The 22,728-nt window shown below is 40.1% G+C and carries 18 protein-coding genes and 1 riboswitch; of the genes, 8 read left to right on the forward strand and 10 right to left on the reverse strand.

Annotation, left to right across the window (positions count from 1 at the left end; translation table 11 throughout):
- Positions 1-10: 10 nt before the first annotated feature.
- Complete coding sequence (locus PR761_RS02545) at positions 11-2,143, forward strand: S9 family peptidase (RefSeq protein WP_154611141.1); 2,133 nt, start codon at positions 11-13, stop codon at positions 2,141-2,143.
- Positions 2,144-2,280: 137 nt separating this feature from the next.
- Entirely contained in the window at positions 2,281-4,542 is a 2,262-nt protein-coding gene (locus PR761_RS02550) for a TonB-dependent receptor domain-containing protein (RefSeq protein ID WP_006815316.1), read from the forward strand.
- Positions 4,543-4,605: 63 nt separating this feature from the next.
- On the opposite strand, the gene xseA is transcribed toward PR761_RS02550, so the two are convergent.
- Positions 4,606-5,973, reverse strand: coding sequence for an exodeoxyribonuclease VII large subunit (xseA, locus tag PR761_RS02555; protein ID WP_006815315.1), 1,368 nt, complete (start codon positions 5,971-5,973; stop codon positions 4,606-4,608).
- A gap of 170 nt (positions 5,974-6,143) precedes the next feature.
- Between xseA and guaB the strand changes: the two genes are divergently transcribed.
- Positions 6,144-7,610, forward strand: a complete 1,467-nt coding sequence (guaB, locus tag PR761_RS02560; protein WP_006815313.1) for an IMP dehydrogenase — start codon at positions 6,144-6,146, stop codon at positions 7,608-7,610.
- An 83-nt stretch (positions 7,611-7,693) separates the two neighbouring features.
- Positions 7,694-9,271, forward strand: coding sequence for a glutamine-hydrolyzing GMP synthase (gene guaA / locus PR761_RS02565; RefSeq protein WP_006815312.1), 1,578 nt, complete (start codon positions 7,694-7,696; stop codon positions 9,269-9,271).
- Positions 9,272-9,437: 166 nt separating this feature from the next.
- Here guaA and PR761_RS02570 read toward each other — a convergent pair whose 3' ends face one another.
- Positions 9,438-9,770 carry a hypothetical protein gene (locus tag PR761_RS02570; protein WP_154611140.1) on the reverse strand — a complete coding sequence of 111 codons (333 nt, stop codon included), beginning with the start codon at positions 9,768-9,770 and terminating at the stop codon, positions 9,438-9,440.
- A gap of 619 nt (positions 9,771-10,389) precedes the next feature.
- Here PR761_RS02570 and alr point away from each other — a divergent pair.
- The 4 genes from alr to rlmA all read left to right on the forward strand — a co-directional run bounded on the left by alr (position 10,390) and on the right by rlmA (position 14,141).
- On the forward strand, positions 10,390-11,613 hold the full coding sequence (alr, locus tag PR761_RS02575; RefSeq protein WP_006815309.1) for an alanine racemase: 1,224 nt from the start codon (positions 10,390-10,392) through the stop codon (positions 11,611-11,613).
- A gap of 208 nt (positions 11,614-11,821) precedes the next feature.
- A complete protein-coding gene (locus tag PR761_RS02580) occupies positions 11,822-12,559 on the forward strand; it encodes a phosphatase (protein ID WP_112836876.1) in 738 nt (245 codons plus the stop codon).
- Positions 12,560-12,995: 436 nt separating this feature from the next.
- Positions 12,996-13,208 (forward strand): acid-shock protein, encoded by a 213-nt coding sequence (locus PR761_RS02585; protein ID WP_112836874.1) that lies wholly within the window; start codon positions 12,996-12,998, stop codon positions 13,206-13,208.
- Positions 13,209-13,319: 111 nt separating this feature from the next.
- Entirely contained in the window at positions 13,320-14,141 is an 822-nt protein-coding gene (gene rlmA, locus PR761_RS02590; RefSeq protein ID WP_112836872.1) for a 23S rRNA (guanine(745)-N(1))-methyltransferase, read from the forward strand.
- A gap of 43 nt (positions 14,142-14,184) precedes the next feature.
- On the opposite strand, the gene mntP is transcribed toward rlmA, so the two are convergent.
- From mntP to pabB, 8 genes are all read right to left on the reverse strand, one after another.
- Positions 14,185-14,766 (reverse strand): manganese efflux pump MntP, encoded by a 582-nt coding sequence (gene mntP / locus PR761_RS02595; RefSeq protein ID WP_126436906.1) that lies wholly within the window; start codon positions 14,764-14,766, stop codon positions 14,185-14,187.
- A 3-nt stretch (positions 14,767-14,769) separates the two neighbouring features.
- Positions 14,770-14,958, reverse strand: a riboswitch (yybP-ykoY riboswitch).
- 151 nt (positions 14,959-15,109) lie between these two features.
- Positions 15,110-15,568 (reverse strand): DUF986 family protein, encoded by a 459-nt coding sequence (locus PR761_RS02600; RefSeq protein WP_039855231.1) that lies wholly within the window; start codon positions 15,566-15,568, stop codon positions 15,110-15,112.
- A gap of 89 nt (positions 15,569-15,657) precedes the next feature.
- Entirely contained in the window at positions 15,658-16,509 is an 852-nt protein-coding gene (locus PR761_RS02605) for a PTS mannose transporter subunit IID (RefSeq protein WP_006815302.1), read from the reverse strand.
- A 13-nt stretch (positions 16,510-16,522) separates the two neighbouring features.
- The gene (locus PR761_RS02610) at positions 16,523-17,320 is read right to left on the reverse strand and encodes a PTS mannose/fructose/sorbose transporter subunit IIC (protein WP_006815301.1); all 798 of its coding nucleotides are present in this window, start codon (positions 17,318-17,320) and stop codon (positions 16,523-16,525) included.
- 78 nt (positions 17,321-17,398) lie between these two features.
- A complete protein-coding gene (gene manX / locus PR761_RS02615) occupies positions 17,399-18,364 on the reverse strand; it encodes a PTS mannose transporter subunit IIAB (RefSeq protein WP_218018304.1) in 966 nt (321 codons plus the stop codon).
- A gap of 701 nt (positions 18,365-19,065) precedes the next feature.
- Positions 19,066-20,430 carry an L-serine ammonia-lyase gene (locus tag PR761_RS02620; RefSeq protein WP_112836870.1) on the reverse strand — a complete coding sequence of 455 codons (1,365 nt, stop codon included), beginning with the start codon at positions 20,428-20,430 and terminating at the stop codon, positions 19,066-19,068.
- 294 nt (positions 20,431-20,724) lie between these two features.
- Positions 20,725-21,285 carry a CoA pyrophosphatase gene (locus PR761_RS02625; RefSeq protein WP_006815297.1) on the reverse strand — a complete coding sequence of 187 codons (561 nt, stop codon included), beginning with the start codon at positions 21,283-21,285 and terminating at the stop codon, positions 20,725-20,727.
- A complete protein-coding gene (gene pabB, locus PR761_RS02630; protein WP_006815296.1) occupies positions 21,269-22,648 on the reverse strand; it encodes an aminodeoxychorismate synthase component 1 in 1,380 nt (459 codons plus the stop codon). Before pabB ends, PR761_RS02625 begins: the two co-directional genes overlap by 17 nt.
- Positions 22,649-22,728: the final 80 nt, after the last annotated feature.

The following is a 22,728-nucleotide window of genomic DNA, read 5'->3' on the forward strand; positions in this document are numbered from 1 at the left end:
TGGATAAACTATGCGTAACAAAATCGCAAAATTTTGTGTAATTACACTTTTGGGTTTATATGCAGCCATGAGCGCTGCGGAGGATAGAATGCCAGCTCCAATAGCAAAAAAACAGCCTTACACGATCACAACCCATGGGGATGTTCGTGTCGATAATTATTACTGGCTAAGGGATGATAAACGTGAGTCCCCTGAGATTATTGAATATCTAAATCAAGAAAATGCCTATACCGAGCAACAACTCGCATTAGGTGAACCACTAAAAAAAGAAATTTATGACGAGCTATTTTCTCGAGTAAAGCAGGATGATGAATCGGTTCCTTATAATTTTAATGGTTATACCTACCGTTCAAGAGTGGTGTCGGGTAAAAATTATCCAATTTATGAACGGCGTCCAATTGACAGCCAAGAAGAATGGACGGTATTGGTTGATGGTAACCAGCGTGCAGAAGGTGTGGAATATTATCGTATGGGGGCGTTGGCTATTTCGCCAGACAATACAACGTTAGCCATTGCAGAGGACCGACAAGGACGCAATGATTATGGCGTTTCTTTCCGTAAGATTGATGCCCCACAATGGCAAGAAAATGTGCTGGTGAATACTTCCGGCAATATTGTTTGGGCGAATGATAATCGTACGCTGTTTTATGTGAATAAAGACAAACAGACATTACTGCCTTATCAAGTTGTTAAGCACCAATATGAGACTAAGCAATCTGACGATACTGTCGTGTATGAAGAGAAAGATGATACTTTTTACGTCAGCTTAGCTAAATCGACGTCAAAAGATTATATTCTGATTGGGATCACCAGTACGGAAACGTCGGAATATCGTTTAATTGATGCCAATAAACCTAATCTTGAGGCTAAAATTTTACAAACACGTCAAGTGGGTGTGGAATATTATCCAGACCATTTTAATGGCAAGTTTTATATTCGTTCTAATCACCAGCATCCATTATTCGGGTTATACATCGCTGATAGCGAAACGGCACCATGGGTGAGCTTTATTGCCCCGCGTGATGAAGTGGATTTAGAAGATTTTTCATTATTTAATAACTGGTTAGTTGTCGAAGAACGCCAAAATGGGTTGGTCAATATTCGTCAAATTAGCTGGCTAACCCACAAAGAAAACTCAGTCACTTTTGATGACCCAACGTATATGGCATGGATTAGCAACAATCCAGAGCCAGATACTGACACATTACGTTATGGTTATTCATCCATGACAACACCGTCTTCAGTGTATGAAATTAATATGCTGACTCAAGAACGTACTCTCTTAAAGCAAGAAGAAGTGAAAAATTTTGATAAAGCCAATTATCAAAGTGAACGCATTTGGGTGGAAGCTCAAGATGGAGTAAAAGTTCCAGTTTCACTGGTTTATCGTAAAGATTTGTTTAAAGCAGGTAAAAATCCATTATTAATCTATGGATATGGCGCTTACGGTTATGGTATCGATCCCTCATTTAGCTCTTCTCGTTTATCTTTACTGGATCGTGGATTTGTTTACGCTATCGCGCATATTCGTGGTGGTGGCGATTTAGGCAAAAACTGGTATATACAGGGCAAAACAGTTCATAAGATGAACACGTTCACTGATTTTATTGATGCAACCAAGGCATTGTTATCTCAAGGTTATGGTGAGCAAGGCCATGTCTATGCGATGGGCGGAAGTGCCGGTGGTTTATTAATGGGTGCCGTGGTTAATATGGCCCCAGAGCTATATGAAGGTGTTGTCTCTGCTGTGCCATTTGTAGATGTGGTGACTACAATGTTAGACCCATCAATTCCGTTAACCACGGGGGAATATGATGAGTGGGGTAATCCTGAAAATGAAGCCGATTATTGGCGAATTAAGGCCTATAGTCCGTATGACAATATTAAAGCTCAGCAATATCCTCATATATTAGTGACTACCGGTTTACATGATTCCCAAGTGCAATATTGGGAGCCCGCAAAATGGGTAGCTAAATTAAGAGATGTCAAACAGGGTAATTCATTACTGTTGTTGGAAACCAATATGAATGCAGGGCATGGTGGAAAATCAGGTCGTTTTAATGCATTGGATGATATTGCAAGAGAGTACAGTTTTATTCTTATGCTTGAAGATAAGCCAAAGTATTTCCCAAATTTAAAATAATAATTTACCCATAAGGTAATTAAAGGTCAGTAACATTATTTATCGCATATTGTTGCTGGCCTTTTTCACAGAAATTTATTTATTCTGTGTTGGCAGTGTGAGCGACTGTTTAATCAGTACGTTTACAGGAATGGTTTATGAACAATAAAATAATAATTATGGTAGCGGGTGTTATTTCCACTAGCTATCACGGTATCGCTTTGGCTGAAAATACTCAGCCACAAAATAAGCAGCAAGATGATGTGGTTAATTTTAGTCAATTGAAAGTGTCTGGCGCACAAAAACAGACTCCATTAGTGAAGGCATTGGAAAAACCGGGGGCGTTTAGTGCGGTTGGAACCGAAAATAAACTCCAATCTATGGATAAAATTATTCGTTCCATGCCGGGAACCTATACCCAAATGGATGCAAGCCAAGGCACGATTAACGTCAATATTCGTGGACTTAGTGGTTTTGGGCGCGTCAATATGATGGTGGATGGCGTTACCCAGAGCTATTACGGAATATCACCCAGTAAATATACTCATGGAATGCAGCCAAGTAATGATTTTGGATCATTAATTGACCCTAACTTTATTGTTGAAGTTGAAGTTGAAAAGGGGCAATTAAATGGTAGCAATAGTATTAACGCATTAGCAGGAAGTTCAAATTTTAGAACTATCGGCATTGATGATGTTATTTTTAAAAATAATCTTTGGGGGTTACGGAGCAAAGGAAGCTGGGGAGATAATGGTCTTGGTTATAATGGGATGGTTTCCGTTGCAGGGAAAACATTATTAAATGAAGATGATGGTTATTTAGGCGGATTAATTGCTGTTAGTGGGCATAATATTCCTGGAAGCTATAAGAATGGTGATGGTTTTGATACGGATGAGTTTGCTACCGATCCAACATTTAAACAGAAACCTCAATCCCAACTAGCAAAATTAAAATATAAGCCAAATGACAGCCATGAATTAGAATTTAGTGGTCGTTTTTTACAGAATAAATTAACTAGCCGAAAAATTAATAGTGAAGATTATTATCTTAAATACAAATATACGCCAATAAACGAACTTATTGATGTAGAGCTGTTAGCGAGCCATGGATATAACACGCAAAAATTCCAAGGTGATCCCATTGGTGGAGCGCTAAAGAATGCAGAGTCTGAAAATAAATCAGACAGTATTAATCTCTCCAATACTAGCCATTTTTCTTATGGAGATGCAGATTTTAAATGGCAATTGGGTTCGAAACTCATGAAAACCAAGTACCAAAAAATTACACAACCAGTTGAAGATCCAAATACGATTATCTATAACCCTTTTTCACCTAGTGGCACACAAGATATTGCGAGTCTGTATACCCAATTTGAGGCGAAGTACGATATTTATACGGCGACTTTTGACCTCAATTACCTTAATTACAGAGTTAAAGGTTATAAGCCAGCTTGTGATGCAACGGAAAAATGCTTCCCACAAGAGGCAAGTACATTAGATCTACGAGAAAGTGGTATTAATCCTGGGATATTGATTTCAGCTCAAATTATTCCGGAGTTTCAGCCTTTCGTGAGTTATGCTCATTCGATGCGTGCACCTAATTCCCAAGAAGTCTTTTTTTCACAAAATGGAGGGCAGAGTATGAATCCGTTCCTAAAAGGGGAAAAATCGAAAACTTGGCAAATTGGTTTTAATAGTTTTAAGCCTGATTTCATAGTGGAAGGGGATCAATTTAATCTGAAAGCTCTATGGTTCCATACACATATTAAGGATTACATTACCAGCAAATCATTTATGCTGTGTCGTGCAACTTCACAGGAAGAATTTGATTGGTGTTTAATTAATGATGATGTTTGGAATAAAGAAAATCCTGATATTTTTCAACGTGCAGACATGTACGTGAACGATCCTCGTGATGTTAATTTACGAGGTTATGAGCTGCAAGCTAACTATGATGCAGGGGTATTTTATTCGATGGTTTCCTATACTCAGGAATCAGGAAAGCAACCAGTTTCTATCAATAGTACCTCGGTGTTTAGTGCAGGCGATTTTACTCAACTTCCTGAATATTATGTCACTTTAGATACTGGCGTACGTTTATTTGATGAGAAGCTCACAATAGGTTCTGCAATTACATGGACGGGGCCTTCTAAGCGCATTAGCCCGATACCTGATGGAGATATGAATGGGGATGCAATGACGGAAAAATATGAGAAACAACCCACTATTGTCGATCTGTACGCAGACTATGAAATTAATAAAAACTTTAAGTTAATGATGACCATTAATAACCTGACAAACGAAAATTATACGGATGTTTTAAATCGTGCAAATTCAGGTGCCATCATGGAGGAGCGTGGTCGAAATAATGAGACAGGAAGAGGGCGCAGTTATATGCTTGGTGGGCAGGTGCGTTTTTAATCAATAAATAAATTAATTCTCACTTATCTAGCCAAAATCCAGCTAGATAAGTGAGATAAATAATCACTTCGTGACTTTTTTTACTTTAATCTTCTGAATGCTAGTTACTTGGCTTTCAACCCAGCCATCATTCAGGCGTGTTTTCAGTTGTTGCCCCAGTTTTACTTGGCTGGTTTTTTTCAACACGGCGCCTTGTGAGGTTTCACTGATACTAAAACCACGAGCTAAGGTAGCTAGGGGGCTAACTGCTTCCATTTTAGAACAGGCAACGGCGAAACGCTGGCGATAGTCAGTCACTAGACGGGTTAACATATTTTGTAAATGATACTGAGTCTGCTGCAATTGACGTTGTTGGTGCTGTAATTTTGGGCGCAAGTCATTTTGGACTAAGCGTTGTTTATTTTTCTCAAAACGCCATGTGGCAGATTGCAATTGACGGTTTATGGCGAGATTCAATTTTTGTTGTAAGCCATTTAATTGATTCTGTTGCCGTGCAAGGCGCAATTGAGGGTGTTGCTGTTGTAACCGATGCTGTAAACGAGCAAAACGCTGTTGCTGCCCCGCTAAGTAATAATCCAGCGCCATTTCAAGATGCTGCTGGCTGGATTTGAGCTGGCGTAACATCTCAGTCTGATTACGGCTAACTAACTCTGCTGCTGCGGAGGGGGTTGGAGCGCGAACATCCGCGACATAATCTGCAATAGTGACATCGGTTTCATGCCCAACGGCGCTAATAATTGGTAATCGACTATTAAAAATTGCTCTAGCGACGATTTCCTCATTAAATGCCCATAAATCTTCTAATGAACCGCCACCACGCCCGACAATGAGTACATCACATTCGTTACGTAAATTAGCAAGCTCAATGGCGCGAGTGATTTGTGCAGGGGCTAATTCACCTTGAACGGCAGTAGGATAAATAATCACCGGGAGTGAAGGATCTCGTCGACGTAAGATATTTAAAATATCATGCAGAGCTGCGCCGGTTGCTGACGTTATTACACCCACACATTTTGCCGGAGAGGGTAAAGCTTGCTTATGAATGACGTCGAATAACCCTTGAGCATTCAATGCCTGTTTAAGTAGCTCAAAACGCTGCTGTAGCAATCCTTCACCGGCAGGCTGCATACTCTCAATGATTAACTGATAATCGCCCCTAGGCTCATACAGAGTGACTGTGGCACGGACTAATACCTGTTGCCCATTTTGGGGACGAAAAGCAACCCGTGTATTTTGCCCACGAAACATTGCCGCGCGAACTTGTGCTCGATCGTCTTTAAGGGTTAAGTACCAGTGCCCAGAACTCGGTTGCGAAAAATTCGATATTTCGGCGGTTAACCAAATTCGTCCCATTTGGGTATCGAGTAATTCTCTTACCGTTTGGTTGAGCTTACTGACAGAGTAAATTGCGCTATTTTGTTGAGTCGACATGTGAGCTAGATCAAATTCTAAAACAATGACTTAATTGACTGATACTAACGTAGCCGACGGACTTATCAAGTTTTTTTTGAAAAAAATGCTGGAAGCAACCGATTACGGTGTGTATAATGCCGCGGCAATATTTTATACCTTTCATAACGCTGCCTGGTGGGATATTGCCTATGTTACGCATTAAAAAAGAAGCACTAACTTTCGACGATGTTTTACTCGTTCCTGCACATTCAACTGTACTGCCAAATACGGCAGATCTGTCAACTCAACTGACCGCAAAAATCCGCCTGAATATTCCTATGCTCTCTGCAGCAATGGACACTGTCACCGAATCTGATCTGGCCATCGCACTGGCTCAAGAAGGTGGTATTGGTTTTATCCATAAAAACATGTCTATTGAGCGCCAAGCTGAAGAAGTTCGCCGTGTGAAAAAACATGAAAGTGGTGTTGTCACTGACCCTGTGACAGTCACGCCAGATACGACCATTCGTGAAGTTCAAGAGATGGCTCAGCGAAATGGTTTTGCTGGTTATCCTGTGGTTACTAAAGATAATTCTTTAGTAGGGATCATCACTGGACGTGACGTTCGTTTCGTCACAGACCCTGACCAACCGGTCACTGCGGTTATGACACCGAAAGAGCGTCTTGTTACTGTGAAAGAAGGTGAAGCACGTGAAGTCGTTTTACAGAAAATGCATGAGCATCGTGTCGAAAAAGCCTTAGTGATCGATGACAACTTCCACCTGTTAGGAATGATCACGGTAAAAGATTTCCAAAAAGCAGAGCGTAAACCTAATGCGTGTAAAGATGAGCAAGGTCGTCTGCGTGTGGGTGCGGCTGTGGGAGCAGGTCCTGGTAATGAAGAGCGTGTTGACGCATTAGTTGCCGCGGGTGTTGATGTTCTGCTGATTGACTCTTCACATGGTCATTCCGAAGGCGTATTACAACGTATTCGTGAAACTCGCCAAAAATATCCTGATTTACAAATCATTGGTGGTAACGTAGCTACTGCTGAAGGTGCGAAAGCGTTAGCGGATGCTGGCGTTAGCGCAGTGAAAGTCGGCATTGGTCCAGGTTCAATCTGTACAACTCGTATCGTAACTGGCGTCGGTGTTCCTCAAATTACAGCGATTGCTGAAGCGGCCGAAGCATTAGAAGGTACTGGTATTCCTGTTATCGCTGATGGTGGTATTCGTTTCTCTGGGGATATTTCTAAAGCTATTGCTGCAGGTGCTGCGTGTGTGATGGTCGGCTCCATGTTTGCAGGAACGGAAGAATCACCGGGTGAAACTATTCTGTTCCAAGGTCGTACCTATAAAGCATATCGCGGAATGGGTTCTTTAGGAGCGATGTCCAAAGGGTCTTCAGACCGTTATTTCCAATCTGATAATGCCGCAGACAAGCTGGTTCCTGAAGGTATCGAAGGTCGTGTTGCTTACAAAGGTCGCTTAAAAGAAATCATTCACCAACAAATGGGTGGCTTACGTTCATGCATGGGTCTGACTGGCTGTGCAACAATCGATACGTTAAGAACAAAAGCAGAATTTGTGCGTATCAGTGGTGCGGGCATCCAAGAAAGTCACGTTCATGATGTGACTATCACGAAAGAGTCTCCTAACTACCGTTTAGGACAGTAACAGACTGATTTCAGGGTGGCTCTATCTGCGGATAGGGTCACCGCATTTTATTTTTTGACTTGAATTTCTGGAATTCTCCTCAAATGACTACAAATATTCATAAACATCGCATTCTTATTCTTGATTTCGGCTCGCAATATACTCAGCTGATCGCCCGTCGCGTCCGCGAAATTGGCGTTTACTGTGAACTGTGGGCATGGGACGTTACCGAAGAGCAAATCAAAGAGTTTAATCCTAACGGAATTATCCTTTCTGGTGGTCCAGAAAGTACCACTGAATCAGACAGCCCACGCGCACCTGACTATGTATTCAATGCTGGCGTTCCTGTATTAGGTATTTGCTATGGCATGCAAACCATGTCTATGCAATTAGGTGGTGCGGTTGAAGTTTCTGGTGAGCGTGAGTTTGGCTACGCGAATGTCGAAATTACTGAGCAGTGCGAACTGTTCCGCGATATTCAAGATGCGATTAATGCTGAAGGTAAACCAGTGTTAGATGTATGGATGAGCCACGGTGATAAAGTCACTGCGATCCCATCTAGCTTCAAAACCATTGCAAGCACCCCAAGCTGCCCATATGCCATCATGGCAAATGAAGAAAAACGTTTCTACGGTGTTCAGTTCCACCCAGAAGTGACCCATACCCATCAAGGCTTAAATATCTTAAAACGTTTTGTTCTGGATATTTGTCAGTGTGAAGCTCTGTGGACTTCAGCGGCGATTATCGAAGATACCGTTGCACGTTTAAAAGAACAAATTGGTGATGACCATGTTCTATTAGCGCTGTCTGGTGGTGTTGACTCCTCTGTAACGGCTCTGTTGTTACACCGTGCTATCGGTAAACGTTTGACTTGTGTGTTTGTCGACAACGGCTTACTGCGTTTGAATGAAGCAGAGCAAGTAATGGAAATGTTTGCAGGTAAATTTGACCTGAATATTATCCATGCTAAAGCGCAAGACCGCTTTATGAACGCATTAGCGGGTATTAGTGATCCAGAAGAGAAACGCAAGAAAATCGGCCATGTATTTATCGAAGTCTTCGATGAAGAGTCATCTAAGCTGCCTAATATTAAGTGGTTAGCTCAAGGGACTATCTACCCAGATATTATCGAATCAGCCGCTTCTGCAACGGGTAAAGCACACGTCATCAAATCTCACCATAACGTAGGTGGTTTACCTGATGATATGAAGCTGGGTCTAGTTGAACCATTAAAAGAGCTGTTTAAAGACGAAGTCCGTAAAATTGGTCTGGAATTAGGTCTGCCATACGACATGCTGTATCGCCATCCATTCCCAGGTCCAGGTTTAGGTGTTCGTGTACTGGGTGAAGTGAAGAAAGAGTACTGTGACTTGTTACGTCGCGCTGATGCTATCTTTATCGAAGAACTGCATAAAGCCGACCTATACAATAAAGTGAGCCAAGCGTTCACCGTATTCTTACCAGTTCGTTCCGTCGGTGTGATGGGCGATGGTCGTAAATACGACTGGGTTGTTTCCCTACGTGCCGTTGAAACTATCGACTTTATGACTGCTCATTGGGCGCATTTGCCATATGACTTCTTAGGCCGTGTTTCTAACCGTATTATCAATGAAGTTAGTGGTATTTCCCGCGTAGTCTATGACATCAGCGGCAAGCCACCAGCGACCATCGAGTGGGAATAAACTAGTTATTGTTGATAACAGTTTTTAGTTGTCGATAAGCCTAAAGGCATCAGTAAATTACTGGTGCCTTTTTGTTTTTAGGAGTGACTGATAATGTTAGGTACTTTATGTCCCCTATGATGGATATAAACATGGATTAATAGCTTAAAGTCTATATTAATGGGCGTTAAATATGGGAAAACTTTTTTCTAGGAACAATGGCCCCTAATGAATAACATAGTCCTGTTAACCCAGCGAGGCTTAACGGTAAAATCATGACACTATCATTTTTTAGTGGATTATCTAGGTTAAACATAATAACGATTAAAAATAAATTACTCGCGAAGGTGGCAGCGGTGTAGATAACAGCCACCTTTTGAGGTAAACGAATTAACGGAAAATCCTCAGCAAACTTATCAAAATGCTCCCAAATAAGGTGAATCACTAAATAAGTAAGAATAAGTGTAAAGTAAAATATGCTGAGTGCTTGTGTTGTTTGTGGATGGAAAAACTCAATCATATTTTATCGAGATATAGATAAAAATAACGCTGAGTATAGCCGCTAGAATATAAATATTAGTGGTCGTTAAAATCAGTGATGGAACGATAAGCGATATAGCACCATTGAGTGCTAGGGCTGAACCAACTCCTCCTGTAAGAGGATTCATTATCTTTTGAATTATCCAATTCATAGTTTTCCTCACTTTTTGTTAAAAGCAGTGATCGTTAAATAGCTAACAAGGCGTTGTTACTAAAACAAAGGGATTAAACCGCAAGCACTCCAGCACAAACGCACCCAGAATAATAATTTCCAAAAAATAAAAACATACCCCGAACAAGGTAATTTAAAGCAGAAAAAACGATTATGAGAGCAGCCTCGTAAAAACATTATTGGGACAGTTTAGAGGTACTTGTATTGCGGTAAATAATATATGAGAAAAGAAATCCTAGAATAAAGGTTGGTTATAAATTCATTAAATGTGGTTTTTTATTCAAAAAAATTCCAATTATTGCTTGTTCAATTAATTCAGATTGTTATTATCAATAGCCTATATACATAGAAAGTATATGTTCACTCCCCGTAATCATAATAATAAAGGTGAGGGGAAACTCACTGATCCACGGCTAAGGATAAAAACGTGTCATTTCGTCTTAGATATCTTGCTTTTCTGCCTCTGCTGGTCGCAACAGCATGCCAACAACCAGTTAAAACCAACATCATTGAAACGTCATCTGCACAAATTCAACCTGCGGTAGTTAATAACTCGTGGATAGAAATCTCGCACAGTGCATTGGATTACAATATCAAGAAAGTACAAGCATTATTAGGCGATAAAACGGGAATGTGCGCCGTTTTAAAAGGAGATGCTTATGGGCATGATCTGACGCTAGTGACTCCTGTAATGATCGAAAATAACGTTCAGTGCATTGGGCTAACAAGTAATTCAGAATTGAAGCAAGTTCGTGATTTAGGTTTCAATGGTCGTTTAATGCGTGTGCGTAACGCCACAGAAAAAGAGATGGCTCAGGCAACAGAGTTTAATGTAGAAGAGCTGATTGGTAATCTTGAAATGGCGCAGCGTTTGAATGCAATTGCTGTGAAGCAGGGGAAAATTATACCGATTCATTTAGCCTTGAATTCAGCGGGAATGTCCCGTAATGGGTTAGAGGTTGGAACGTCTACAGGATTACAACAAGCTAAATTAATTTCAGAACTTCCAAACTTAAAAATAGTTGGGATTATGTCCCACTACCCTGAAGAAGATGCTGCTCAAATTCGAAAAGATTTGGTGAAATTTAAAAAACAATCTCAGCAAGTACTCGATATCACGGGATTAAAGCGTGAGGATGTGACACTGCATGTGGCGAATACTTATGCAACTTTAACCGTACCTGAGTCGTGGCTGGATATGGTTCGCGTCGGTGGGATATTTTACGGAGATACCGTTGCAACTAAAGACTACAAACGAGTAATGACGTTTAAATCAAATATAGCGGCAGTTAATCACTATCCAAAAGGTAATACAGTAGGTTATGACAGAACCTATACATTAAAACGAGACTCTGTATTAGCGAATATTCCGGTAGGTTATGCTGATGGCTATCGTCGTGTATTTAGTAATGCAGGGCATGTGCTGATTAATGGGCAGCGAGTGCCTGTCTTAGGAAAAACATCAATGAACACGGTAGTGATTGATGTGACTGATATTAAAAATGTTCAGCCGGGAGATGAAGTCGTCTTTTTCGGAAAGCAAGGTGTTGGTGAAATAACTGCTGAAGAGGTCGAAGATATCAGTGGGGCGCTATTTACCGAAATGTCCATTTTATGGGGTGCGACTAATAAGCGGATTTTAGTAGACTAATCCATTTTACGTTGAATATTAGCCCGCTCTTGTAGCGGGTTTTTTGTTGTGTATGGCGTCAGATAAATTGTCATTTATATCGATATCCGATAAGTGCTGTTTAACCGAATTGTTATCGAATCCTTTGTGTCAATATGTTAGCTTGGGATTATCTTTTCAATCTGAATAATATCAGACAATAAATAGTAGAATTAGAGGGATGTCTTTTATGTATCAAGTTGATTTACATGCACATACCATCGCTAGCACCCACGCATTTAGTACCGTTAACGAATATTTTGCAGAAGCAGCTGCTCGGGGAATGAAGCTGTTTGCCATTACTGATCATGGTCCAGAGATGCAAGATGCTCCCCATGAATGGCATTTTGGTAATATGCCGATATTGCCACGTATGGTTAATGGTGTTGGTTTGCTGTATGGAATTGAGGCGAACATTAAGAATAAGTTAGGTGAGACTGACTGTAATGAAAAGATTGCGCGCCATTTGGATATTATTCTAGCCGGATTTCATGAGCCAGTGCTGGAGCCTCAAAGTCTGGAAGACAACACTGAGGCAATGATTGCGACTATTCGTAGTGGTAAAGTTCAGATTATCACTCACCCAGGAAATCCAAAATATCCTATTGATATTAAAGCAGTTGCTCAAGCTGCCAAAGAGTGTAATGTCGCGTTAGAAATGAATAATTCTTCCTTTTTGCACTCAAGGGCAGGCAGTAAGATGAATTGTATTGAAATTGCAAAAGCTGTTAAGGCAGCTGGCGGTTGGGTCTCTTTAGGTTCAGATTCTCACCATGTCAGTTATTTAGGGCGTTTTGATGAGGTGATTAAGATGTTGGAATCTATCGATTTCCCAGAATCACAAATTTTGAATACGACACCTCGTCGTGTTTTAGACTTTTTAGAGTCCCATGGGCGAAAGCCAATCCCAGAATTTATGGATTTTTAAAAATACATAATGTAGTTAATTAGCCATTCAATATGAATGGCTTTTTTATTTAATAGATGGTCAAACATGATTTTCAATATTATAATTAAATGAACCTTAAACGGATGAGTGAATTTAGAGGCCAAGTAAATTAAATTTATAATTCAAATAAATTGGAATGAAGTAAGTATTTAAAATAAAAAAATTAACATTAATACGTGTATTTTTTATTTCATTGATATTTATAGATAAATTTTTTTGAATTTCTCACTTTCGATAGTGGGAATATACTTTTAAAATTAAATAAAATATCAACAAAATTCAAATATTCCCTTCCTAAAATAACCTATAAAAAACTTAAGAATCTTTAATATTCTCCTCTTGTGTGGTGACCTCCAGTCGTGATTTATTAGCGTGGCAAGAACATTCTTGCTTAATAAATTTTAAGGTACATAGTATGAAAAAGTTATTAGCAATTACCACAGTATTGTCATTAGCTGTTTCTGGTGCTGCATTTGCAAATACCACAGCAAAAGTTGAGCATGTCAACCATGGAGCTAAAACTCATCAAGTGACTAAGATGGAACATGGTAAGAAAGAATTTAAAAAAAGTGAGGCTAAAAAACCGGGTGAATTAGTAGCACCTGTAGCGGCTAAAGCCAGTAAGTAATTTCGCTAAACCCCTCTAGATTACGTCACGGTGCCATGGGGTATAATTCCATGGCGCTGCTGATCCGGTTGTATGGTATACTGCGCATTATTTTTAAATTAGTGTATCAATATGAATTATCAATGCCCCCTGTGTTTTAGTCCCCTAAATTTAACCAATAACAGTTATCGTTGTGACGCTAATCATCAATTTGATTGCGCTAAAGAAGGTTACGTTAATTTGTTACCCGTTCAACATAAACGTTCAAAAGATCCTGGGGATAGTGCAGAGATGATGATCTCTCGTCGCCAATTTTTGGATGCGGGGCATTACCAACCAATGCGCGATGCTGTGGCAGAAAAATTGATGCAGTATTTGCCAGTAGACTCGAAAAATGTGTTAGATATTGGCTGTGGAGAAGGGTATTACACCGATTATTTTTTACAGACGCTCATCGCTAAATCCTCAGCAATAAAAATGTATGGGTTAGATGTTTCAAAAGTGGCGATTCGTTTTGCTGCTAAGCGTTATAAATTGGTGAATTTTTGCGTGGCATCAAGCCATCGTTTACCTTTTTCCGAGTCGAGTATTTCCGCCATCATTCGTATTTATGCGCCTTGTAAGGCTGAAGAACTTAGCCGCGTATTAACGTCTGGAGGAATCTTAATTACAGTGACGCCGGCAGCAGAACATCTGCAAGAATTAAAAGCATTGATCTATGATGAAGTGAAATTACATCCAGTGAAAGATGAAGAACTACCGGGCTTCAAATTGATGGATGAAACACGTTTAAAATACGCTATGGATTTAGTGGGTACAGAAGCTTTTGCATTATTAGAAATGACGCCGTTTGCATGGCGGGCTTCAGAAGAGGTGAAACTTGAGCTTCAACAATCTAAAAATAAGCAATATACGGCTGACTTTTTAATTCGTGTATATCAATATAGCGAATAAAACGTGATGGCTCCCCCTGAATAGTTCAGGGGGAAAAAATCTATTATGGGGCGTACATAAATAATTCGAGATGCTCAAATAAGATATTAAAACCAATTCCAATCAACACAAAACCGCCAAGAATTTCCGCTTTTTTACCTAATAATGGTCCGACATAGCGACCAATCATCATACCAATTGTTGCCATAATCATGGTAGTTACACCGATAGTCATTGCGGTATGAACTATATCAACTTGCAGGAATGCTAGGCCTAAACCGATTGCCATGGCATCAAGGCTGGTGGCAATCGCTGCGAGAACAAGATTCCCTGCGCTGTGGCTTGATGCTTTGGAGCAGCACTCTTCATCTTTGGTTGTGACACTTTGCCAAATCATACGGCCACCCAGAATAAAGAGTAGGGCAAAAGCGATCCAATGATCCCAACGAATAACATATTGGCTAGCTAAAATACCAATTCCCCAACCAATAATTGGGGTAATGGCTTCAATAAAGCCAAAGATAAAACCAGTGCGGAGGATTTCGCGAAAGCGCGGTTTATGAAGAACAGCACCTTTGCAAATGGCGACAGCAAATGCGTCCATGGATAGTGCGAGGGCTAGGATGATAGTAGCGTAAAGACTCATAGAAACAATCTCGGTTGGGTATTTCCATATACACATAAATTACCCCCAACCAAAAGGCGTATTTATGTGTCTATGGTCTTGCCAACCAACTTAATGGCATCCGCACCACGTTTAAAAACAAACGAGTATGTTGATACGGATTTTCTGGAATCAATATATTTCCAGAACAGGCTACTCCCCAATGACGTGGGATGAAAGATATCACAATTTTTAATAAAGGCAAAATTTAAATTATTAATAATGCCATATCCATATGAGAATAATTGTCATTTTCAATATTAATAAAATTAAGGTTAATTAATCAGTTAATTAACCTTAATGTTTATGCCAATATATAATGTGGTTATTTATGATTAATAAAAAAATCATAAATCTTTTGTAAATCATCAAGATGCTTGACTTGAATGTGAATTTTACTTTTTTCTAATCCAACAATTAAAATACCGTTTTCTGATAAATTCATTGTTTTAATTCTATTATATAAAATAAAAGCATTGGCGAAATAGAAACCATTTTGTTTAAAAAATACTTTTGGTGTTCTAATGAATGCCAAATATATCGCCATGAAAATAGTAATCATTAATAAATAAGTGGTTAATAAATTACCATGTCGAACAATATTTGTATAAATCACAATACAAATTAGAACAATGAATATAATGGCATCTGCTCGGTGTTTGCGTTTTAAATTTACCTTTAGCAGAGTTTTGCCTTTCAGTAACCCCTGAATGAATTCATCATAGATTGCGTATACAAGCATGATCAAAATGATAATGACAAGGATTGAATCATTTAAGGTCATTTGAGTACCCATGACTAAGTGAACGAGCAGTAGAGCTTAAAATTAAAAAAGGGAGGCTGCAACCTCCCTTGTTAACTATTTAATGATTTCTATGGTGCTAAGAAGTTTAACCACGCACCCAGAATACCTAAGCCGAAGAAGCCGATAATGATCCATAAAGCGTTAACTTTACGACGTAGCAGCCACATACAGGCAAAGGTCAGCAGAAGAGGAACTAAGCCCGGCATCAGTTGGTCAAGGATCATTTGAACAGTGGTAATATCTTCTACCCCTGTTGTTTGGTTCTTAATCCGTGAGACCTCAAGAGGAATATTGACGTGGGTCCATTTGTTAACCAAAGCCCCCATGACAAATAGACCTAAAATTGACGCACCTTCTGTCAGCTTTTGAAGGAATCCGCCGCCAATATCTTGAACGATATCAATCCCTTTTTTATAGCCGTAGGAAACACCATAGTACAGAGTGAGTAAACGAACTAAGTTAAAGAGAACGAAGAACAGCAATGGACCAAGCAGGCTGCCGGTCATCGCTATACCCGCACCGAGAGCGGCAAATACAGGGCGTACAGTACCCCAGAATATTGGGTCACCTACACCAGCCAACGGTCCCATTAAACCGACTTTAATACCGTTAATCGCACCATCATCAATGGCTGCACCATTAGCGCGCTCCTCTTCCATCGCCATGGTAACACCCAAAATTGGTGCTGCGACATATGGATGGGTGTTGAAGAACTCAAGGTGGCGCTTAATGGCTTGTTTACGGTCGTCATTATTGTCTGGATAAAGACGACGAATCACAGGAACCATTGAGTAGCAGAAACCCAATGCTTGCATACGCTCGAAGTTCCAAGAGCCTTGCAACAAGTTAGAGCGTAAAAATACGCCGCGAATATCGCTTTGAGTTAGCTTTTTCGCTGTTGGTTTTGTTGTGTCTACCATGATTACGCTCCTCCTAGTCTAGCTCGTTGTCGAGATTGTTATTGCTGCTTTGTACTACAACAGTTTGTGATTTGTTGTATTTAGGACTGAGCTGGATGTATAGGATAGCCATCACAGTACCAATGACACCAAGTGCAACAAGGTTAAAGTCGGTAAATGCGGCAGTGACAAAACCTAAATAGAAGAACGGCATCAGGTAGCCAGCACGCATCATATTGATCACCATTGCGTAACCAACAACAACAATCATACCACCCGCAATATTCAGACCATCAGTCACGACTTGAGGTATAGAATCAAGCATTTGTTGGACTTCTGATGTACCCACCGAAACAGCGACAACGAGAGCAGGAATTGCGATACGCATAGCTTGAAGTAGCAGAGCTGAAATGTGAATCAAGCTAATGGCGGATAAGTTACCCTTAAGCGCGGCCCGGTCTGCTGCATGTTGGAATGCAACGGTAATGGTACGAACAATAATAGTCAGAACTTGACCTGCAGCGGCTAGCGGAATTGCAATCGCAATACCAGCACCGATGCTTTGTCCACCGGCGATAACCAAGATGGTTGAAATGATAGATGCCAATGCTGCATCAGGGGCAACTGCCGCACCAATGTTCATCCAGCCTAAGGCTATCATCTCAAGTGTACCACCGATGATAATACCGGTTTTCATATCACCCAGAACGATACCAATAAGCGTACAGGCAACGAGAGGGCGGTGGAATTGGAATTCATCAAGGATCGATCCCATACCGGCGATACAAGCCACGATGAATACCATTACTATTTGAACAACGGTAAGTTCCATTGTTTAATCTCCTGTAACCAACAAGTGTCTAAGACTGTTTTTGAGTAACGGTTCAATATGAACGAATTTCTAAAATAATTATTTTTTAAGTTTATTAATCAAATCCATCATGCGGACTTTACTGTCTGAAGCGACTTTACGAACTTCTAGCTCAATCTTTTTGTCGTTCAGATAATTAAATGCATCAATATCTTTTTGGTTGATAGAAACCGCATTGGTTACCATCGTTTTACCTTCGGTATATGCCATGCCGCCAATGTTGATTGAGTCAATCTCAACACCTTGCTCAACAATTCGCTGAACATCAGTTGGATTGGTGAACAGTAGCATGACACGCTCACCTGCATATTTCGGGTTGTTATAAACTCGAACACATTTGTCTACGTCAATAACATGGGCAGTTACACCAGGTGGCGCCACTTGTTTTAGTAGAGTAGAACGAACATGATCTTTTGCTACTTCATCACTTACCACGATAATACGCTTAACACGCATTTCTTTGGTCCAGCGAGTCGCAACTTGCCCATGAATTAGACGGTCGTCGATACGAGCTAGTGCAATAACCATGTGCTCACCCGGACCGGCAATAACTGCTTGAGGAGCGGGTTCATTCTTGACTACTGGTGCTGGGGTTTCTGTAACGGACTCTTTAAATTTGAATGGACGGATACCGCCACGACCAGTTTCTAGTGCTACTGTAATTAACTCATCCATAGATGGGTTATCATCGCGGCACATGAAGGTCTCTACAAGCATAGGAACATTGACGCCAGTAATGATTTCATAGTTGTCATGCTCGTTCACAATGCGTGTAGCGGCATTGAATGGGCTACCACCCCAAGTATCAACTAGGAACAACACACCTGCTGAGGTATCAAGCTCAGTCAATTTTTGGGTGTATTTATCAAATAGGGTGTCAGCATTTTCACCAGGGACAAAATCAATAAACGAAACATTTTCTTGCTCGCCTATTAACATCTCGGTGGTTCGGAGAAGCTGTTCAGCAGCGACTCCGTGGGTTCCAATCATAATAGCTATACTCACTATTTTTCCCTCTTAACAGATAAATCGAAACGTAATTTGCGGATTGTATTGAAGCTTAAAACTTGGATTCCTCTGTATTAGTTTCCCTGCACCATAATAGTAGCTGAATAAATTCAAACTAAGTGGTTAGCTAATAATTTAATAAGTACAATTATTAGCGGATTGACTGAGTGATCATAACATTAGGATTAATCTAAAAAACTTGTTTCGCGTCAGAAAAATAAAAATAGATCCAAATATTACCGATAAATAAATCTTTAATTTTTTTCTTTGCGATATTATTAAAATTATAATCTAAAAAATAATAAAATAATGGATATAAGCTCTGTTATCGGTAACAGAAAAGGTGGGCGTTTTATATTCAAATTAGTGTGTGGGATGAAAAATAAGCGATTTTTGATGGAGGGAATAGAATTTATAGCAATAAATAGTGAGAGAAAGAGAATAAAAAGATATGAAAAATCAATAAAGATAGCGTTGATAAAACGACCATAAACGATAAAAATCGAAAGCTGAAACGAGCAAAGCTGTTAAATGTAAATCGTCGAAAATAGAGCGTATATGCCAATAAATAACTTATTTTAAATAATTTAATAAGTATGAGGGAAAAGAGAACATTATGATAAAAAAATAAAACCCTTTCACACCGCATATTGGTAAGTGAAAGGGCTCTAAGGGAACGGCTAGATATTCAGAACTAATTAATCACATTGGACTTTAATTGCTAAGCCACCGCGAGAAGTTTCACGGTATTTAGCATTCATGTCTTTGCCTGTCTCATACATGGTCTCAATAACTTTATCAAGAGATACACGAGGTTCACTGGTTCGACGAAGCGCCATACGTGCCGCATTGATGGCTTTCACAGAAGCAATAGCATTACGTTCAATACAAGGAACTTGGACTTGTCCAGCTACAGGGTCACAGGTAAGACCTAAGTTATGTTCCATGCCGATTTCAGCGGCAATACAGACTTGCTCAGGGCTTCCACCAAATAACTCAGTCAAACCTGCCGCAGCCATTGAACAAGCTACACCAACTTCACCTTGGCAACCTACTTCAGCACCTGAAATCGAGGCATTCATTTTATATAAAATGCCAATTGCACCAGATGCTAAGAAATAGCGCAGGTAAAGTTCAGGGGTTACAGGTTCAACACAATGGTTGTAGTACGCCAATACGGCAGGAACGATACCACAAGCTCCGTTTGTTGGTGCTGTTACAACTCGTCCACCTGCGGCATTCTCTTCATTGACCGCTAATGCATACATATTGATCAAGTCAATCACGTTCATTGGGTCGTTGGAGAGTTTGCTGGATGATGTGACTAAGCGATTAAGTGCTGGGGCACGGCGAGGTACACGTAGTGGACCGGGTAACACGCCTTCAGTATTTAAACCGCGTTCAATACAAGCTTGCATGGTGTGCCATACGTCAGCAAAGTAAGCATAGACTTCGTCACGAGTGTGCAGATCTAGCTCATTTTTCATCATGAGGCTTGAGATTGATAAGCCGGATTCTTTGCATTTTAGTAATAACTCTTCAGCAGAGTTAAATGGATAAGAAACTGGTTTGCTATCTGTTGCAGTTTGACCAAAATGCTCTTCATCAACGATAAAACCACCGCCGATAGAGTAGTAAGTTTTGGTATAAATTTCCTTGTCACCTGTGAAGGCATGGATAGTCATACCATTTTCATGTAACGGTAGGTTATCCTGACGGAAATTCATGCCACCCTCTTTAGGGAAGTCAACAATATGCGTACCATTTGCTAATGGTAGCTTCTCGGTTTCTTCCACATTCTTGATAAAGGATGGAATAGATTCGATGTCAACAGTGGCTGGCAGGTTACCCGCAAGCCCCATAATAATGGCGATATCGGTATGGTGACCTTTACCTGTTAAGGATAAAGAGCCATAAACGTCAACGGCAACACGAGTGACGGTTGGTAATAATTGTTTATTGACCAAATCATCGACAAATTCTTTCCCAGCCTTCATTGGTCCGACTGTATGAGAGCTTGAAGGGCCAATGCCCACTTTAAACATGTCGAAAACGCTTATCACGCAGGACTCCTTAAAGAAAAGATGTAGATATAGTGATTTATTTTAAAGGGCGCTACTTTACTGTTATTTCGTAGTGTTAACCAGTAAGTTTAAAGTATTTTTTAAAATAAGGTAGTTACATAAGGTGTATTGCTCAGAAATAGCACTAATTGTATTTCAGAGTCTCACAAAGTGATTTAAGAAAAGAACTATTCTCTGTTGAAGATAATCGATAATTGGAAAATTGCTTGGCTTATTCTACTGAATATTACGTATTTTAAAAATATTACACTATCGATGGGGGATCTTCATAAATTAGTCCAATTGTAATGCTAGTTGATGAAGAATAGATGCAGTCAGTCCCCAGACTAAGTAATTGTTATACCAATAGAAAAAAACGCGATTTTCTCGACCAGTACGTTTGATATCAACATATTTATGTTTATGAAGAGCAAGTGCATCAAATAGCGGGATCTCGAAAATTGATGAAACCTCACTGGGGTTCGCATGGTAATGAATATTATCGGGGACTAAACCAATAATTGGCGTGACTTGATAACCCCCAATACTGCTTAATGGCGTGAGTTGACCTAATACTTGCACTTTTTCAGGTGGAATGGCGACTTCTTCGTATGCTTCCCGCAATGCTGTTGCAATTAATGTTTTATCTTCTGGATCGCGAGAACCTCCCGGAAATGCTACTTGGCCTGCATGGGAACGTAAAAGCGGAGAACGCTGTGTGAGTAATAAGGTTGGATTGGGTTTATCAATTATTGGCAATAGGACTGCCGCCGCTTTACCCGCCTTAGTAGCGGGTTGACGGGACTGAGGTAATGTAAACTGAAAACGACTAATAAAGCTATTCAGTTCGGTCATCGTTATCCATTTTTCCTAGTTTTGGTAAAATCAGGCGTAATTTATCAAACGTCTCTTGATACTCTTTATCTGCTTGACTATCTGCAACAATTCCACCGCCTGCCCAGCAATAAATCTGCTTTTTATAAGTCAGTAGGGTGCGGATTGTGATATTGGTATCCATATTCCCATTGAAACTAATATAGCCTATTGCACCACAATATCCATGTCGGCGATGAGGCTCCAGCTCTTCAATGATTTGCATCGCGCGTATTTTTGGTGCTCCTGTGATTGAGCCTCCTGGGAAACAGGCACGAAGCAAATCGGTTGCACAGTATTGTTCAGCTAATGTTGCTGTAATGGTACTGACTAAATGATGTACAGCAGGGAATTGCTCAACTTTAAATAGCTCAGGAACTTTCACTGTGCCAGGTTTTGCAACGCGCCCAATATCGTTACGTAATAAGTCGACAATCATCAAGTTTTCGGCACGATCTTTAGGTGAATTGGCCAATTTTTCTGCTTGAATTTTATCTTCTTCAGGATCGTCCAAACGTGGCAAGGTTCCTTTAATTGGGCGAGTCTGAATTTCACCTTTATCCAATAAAATAAAGCGTTCAGGAGAAACACTGATGATGGTATTTTCGGGTAAGCGAATAAAAGAGGAAAATGGTGCACGGTTGCTTTGATTAAGCGTTAAAAAGGCATTCCACTCATTTCCTTTATATTTAGCTTTAAACCGCTGTGCTAGATTGATTTGATAACAATCGCCATCACGGAGATATTGATGAATATGGGCGATATTTTCATGATATAGGGCTTCAGTCATGTTGGAATTCCACGAAGACGTTAGCTCAAATTGATTTTTCCGCGGTATTTTTTGTGATTGTAGCCACGCTAGACGTTGTTCAACATCATCATAGCTGAATAATGTCACGGTTTGGGCTTGGTGGTCGACAATTAATGCCCATAAATATATACCAACGGCCATATCAGGAAATTGCAGTTCAGATGTTGCTATCGCAGGAAGTTTTTCAATTCGACGACCTAAATCATAACTCCAAATTCCCATAGCCCCACCATTAAAAGGCAGAGAATTATCGGTTAATTCGGTAGTTTTGTATTTATCTATAAGTTGTTGTAGTAAAGCAAAAGGATCTTGCTGCGATACTTGCTCTTGTTGGCCTAATTCTTGAATCACAGTGTTTAGATCACGAGTTAACAGCGTTGCAATAGGGTCTGCAACAATTATATCGTATCGGTTATGTGAATGTTCAGCGTTGCCAGAATGAAGCAACATTGCCCATGGCTGGTGTGCAAGAGGGGCAAAATAGTTTAAGGCTGCATCAGGGCAGTAAGGTAATTGTATTTTATTAATAATCATATCAATAAGTAAAAATAGAGTTCTTCAAGTGAATAATGCCAGATTACCATATAATCTTACCTTATTAAGGTAAGAGCTGT

Source organism: Providencia sp. PROV210, assembly GCF_028479445.1.
GTDB lineage: Bacteria > Pseudomonadota > Gammaproteobacteria > Enterobacterales > Enterobacteriaceae > Providencia > Providencia rustigianii.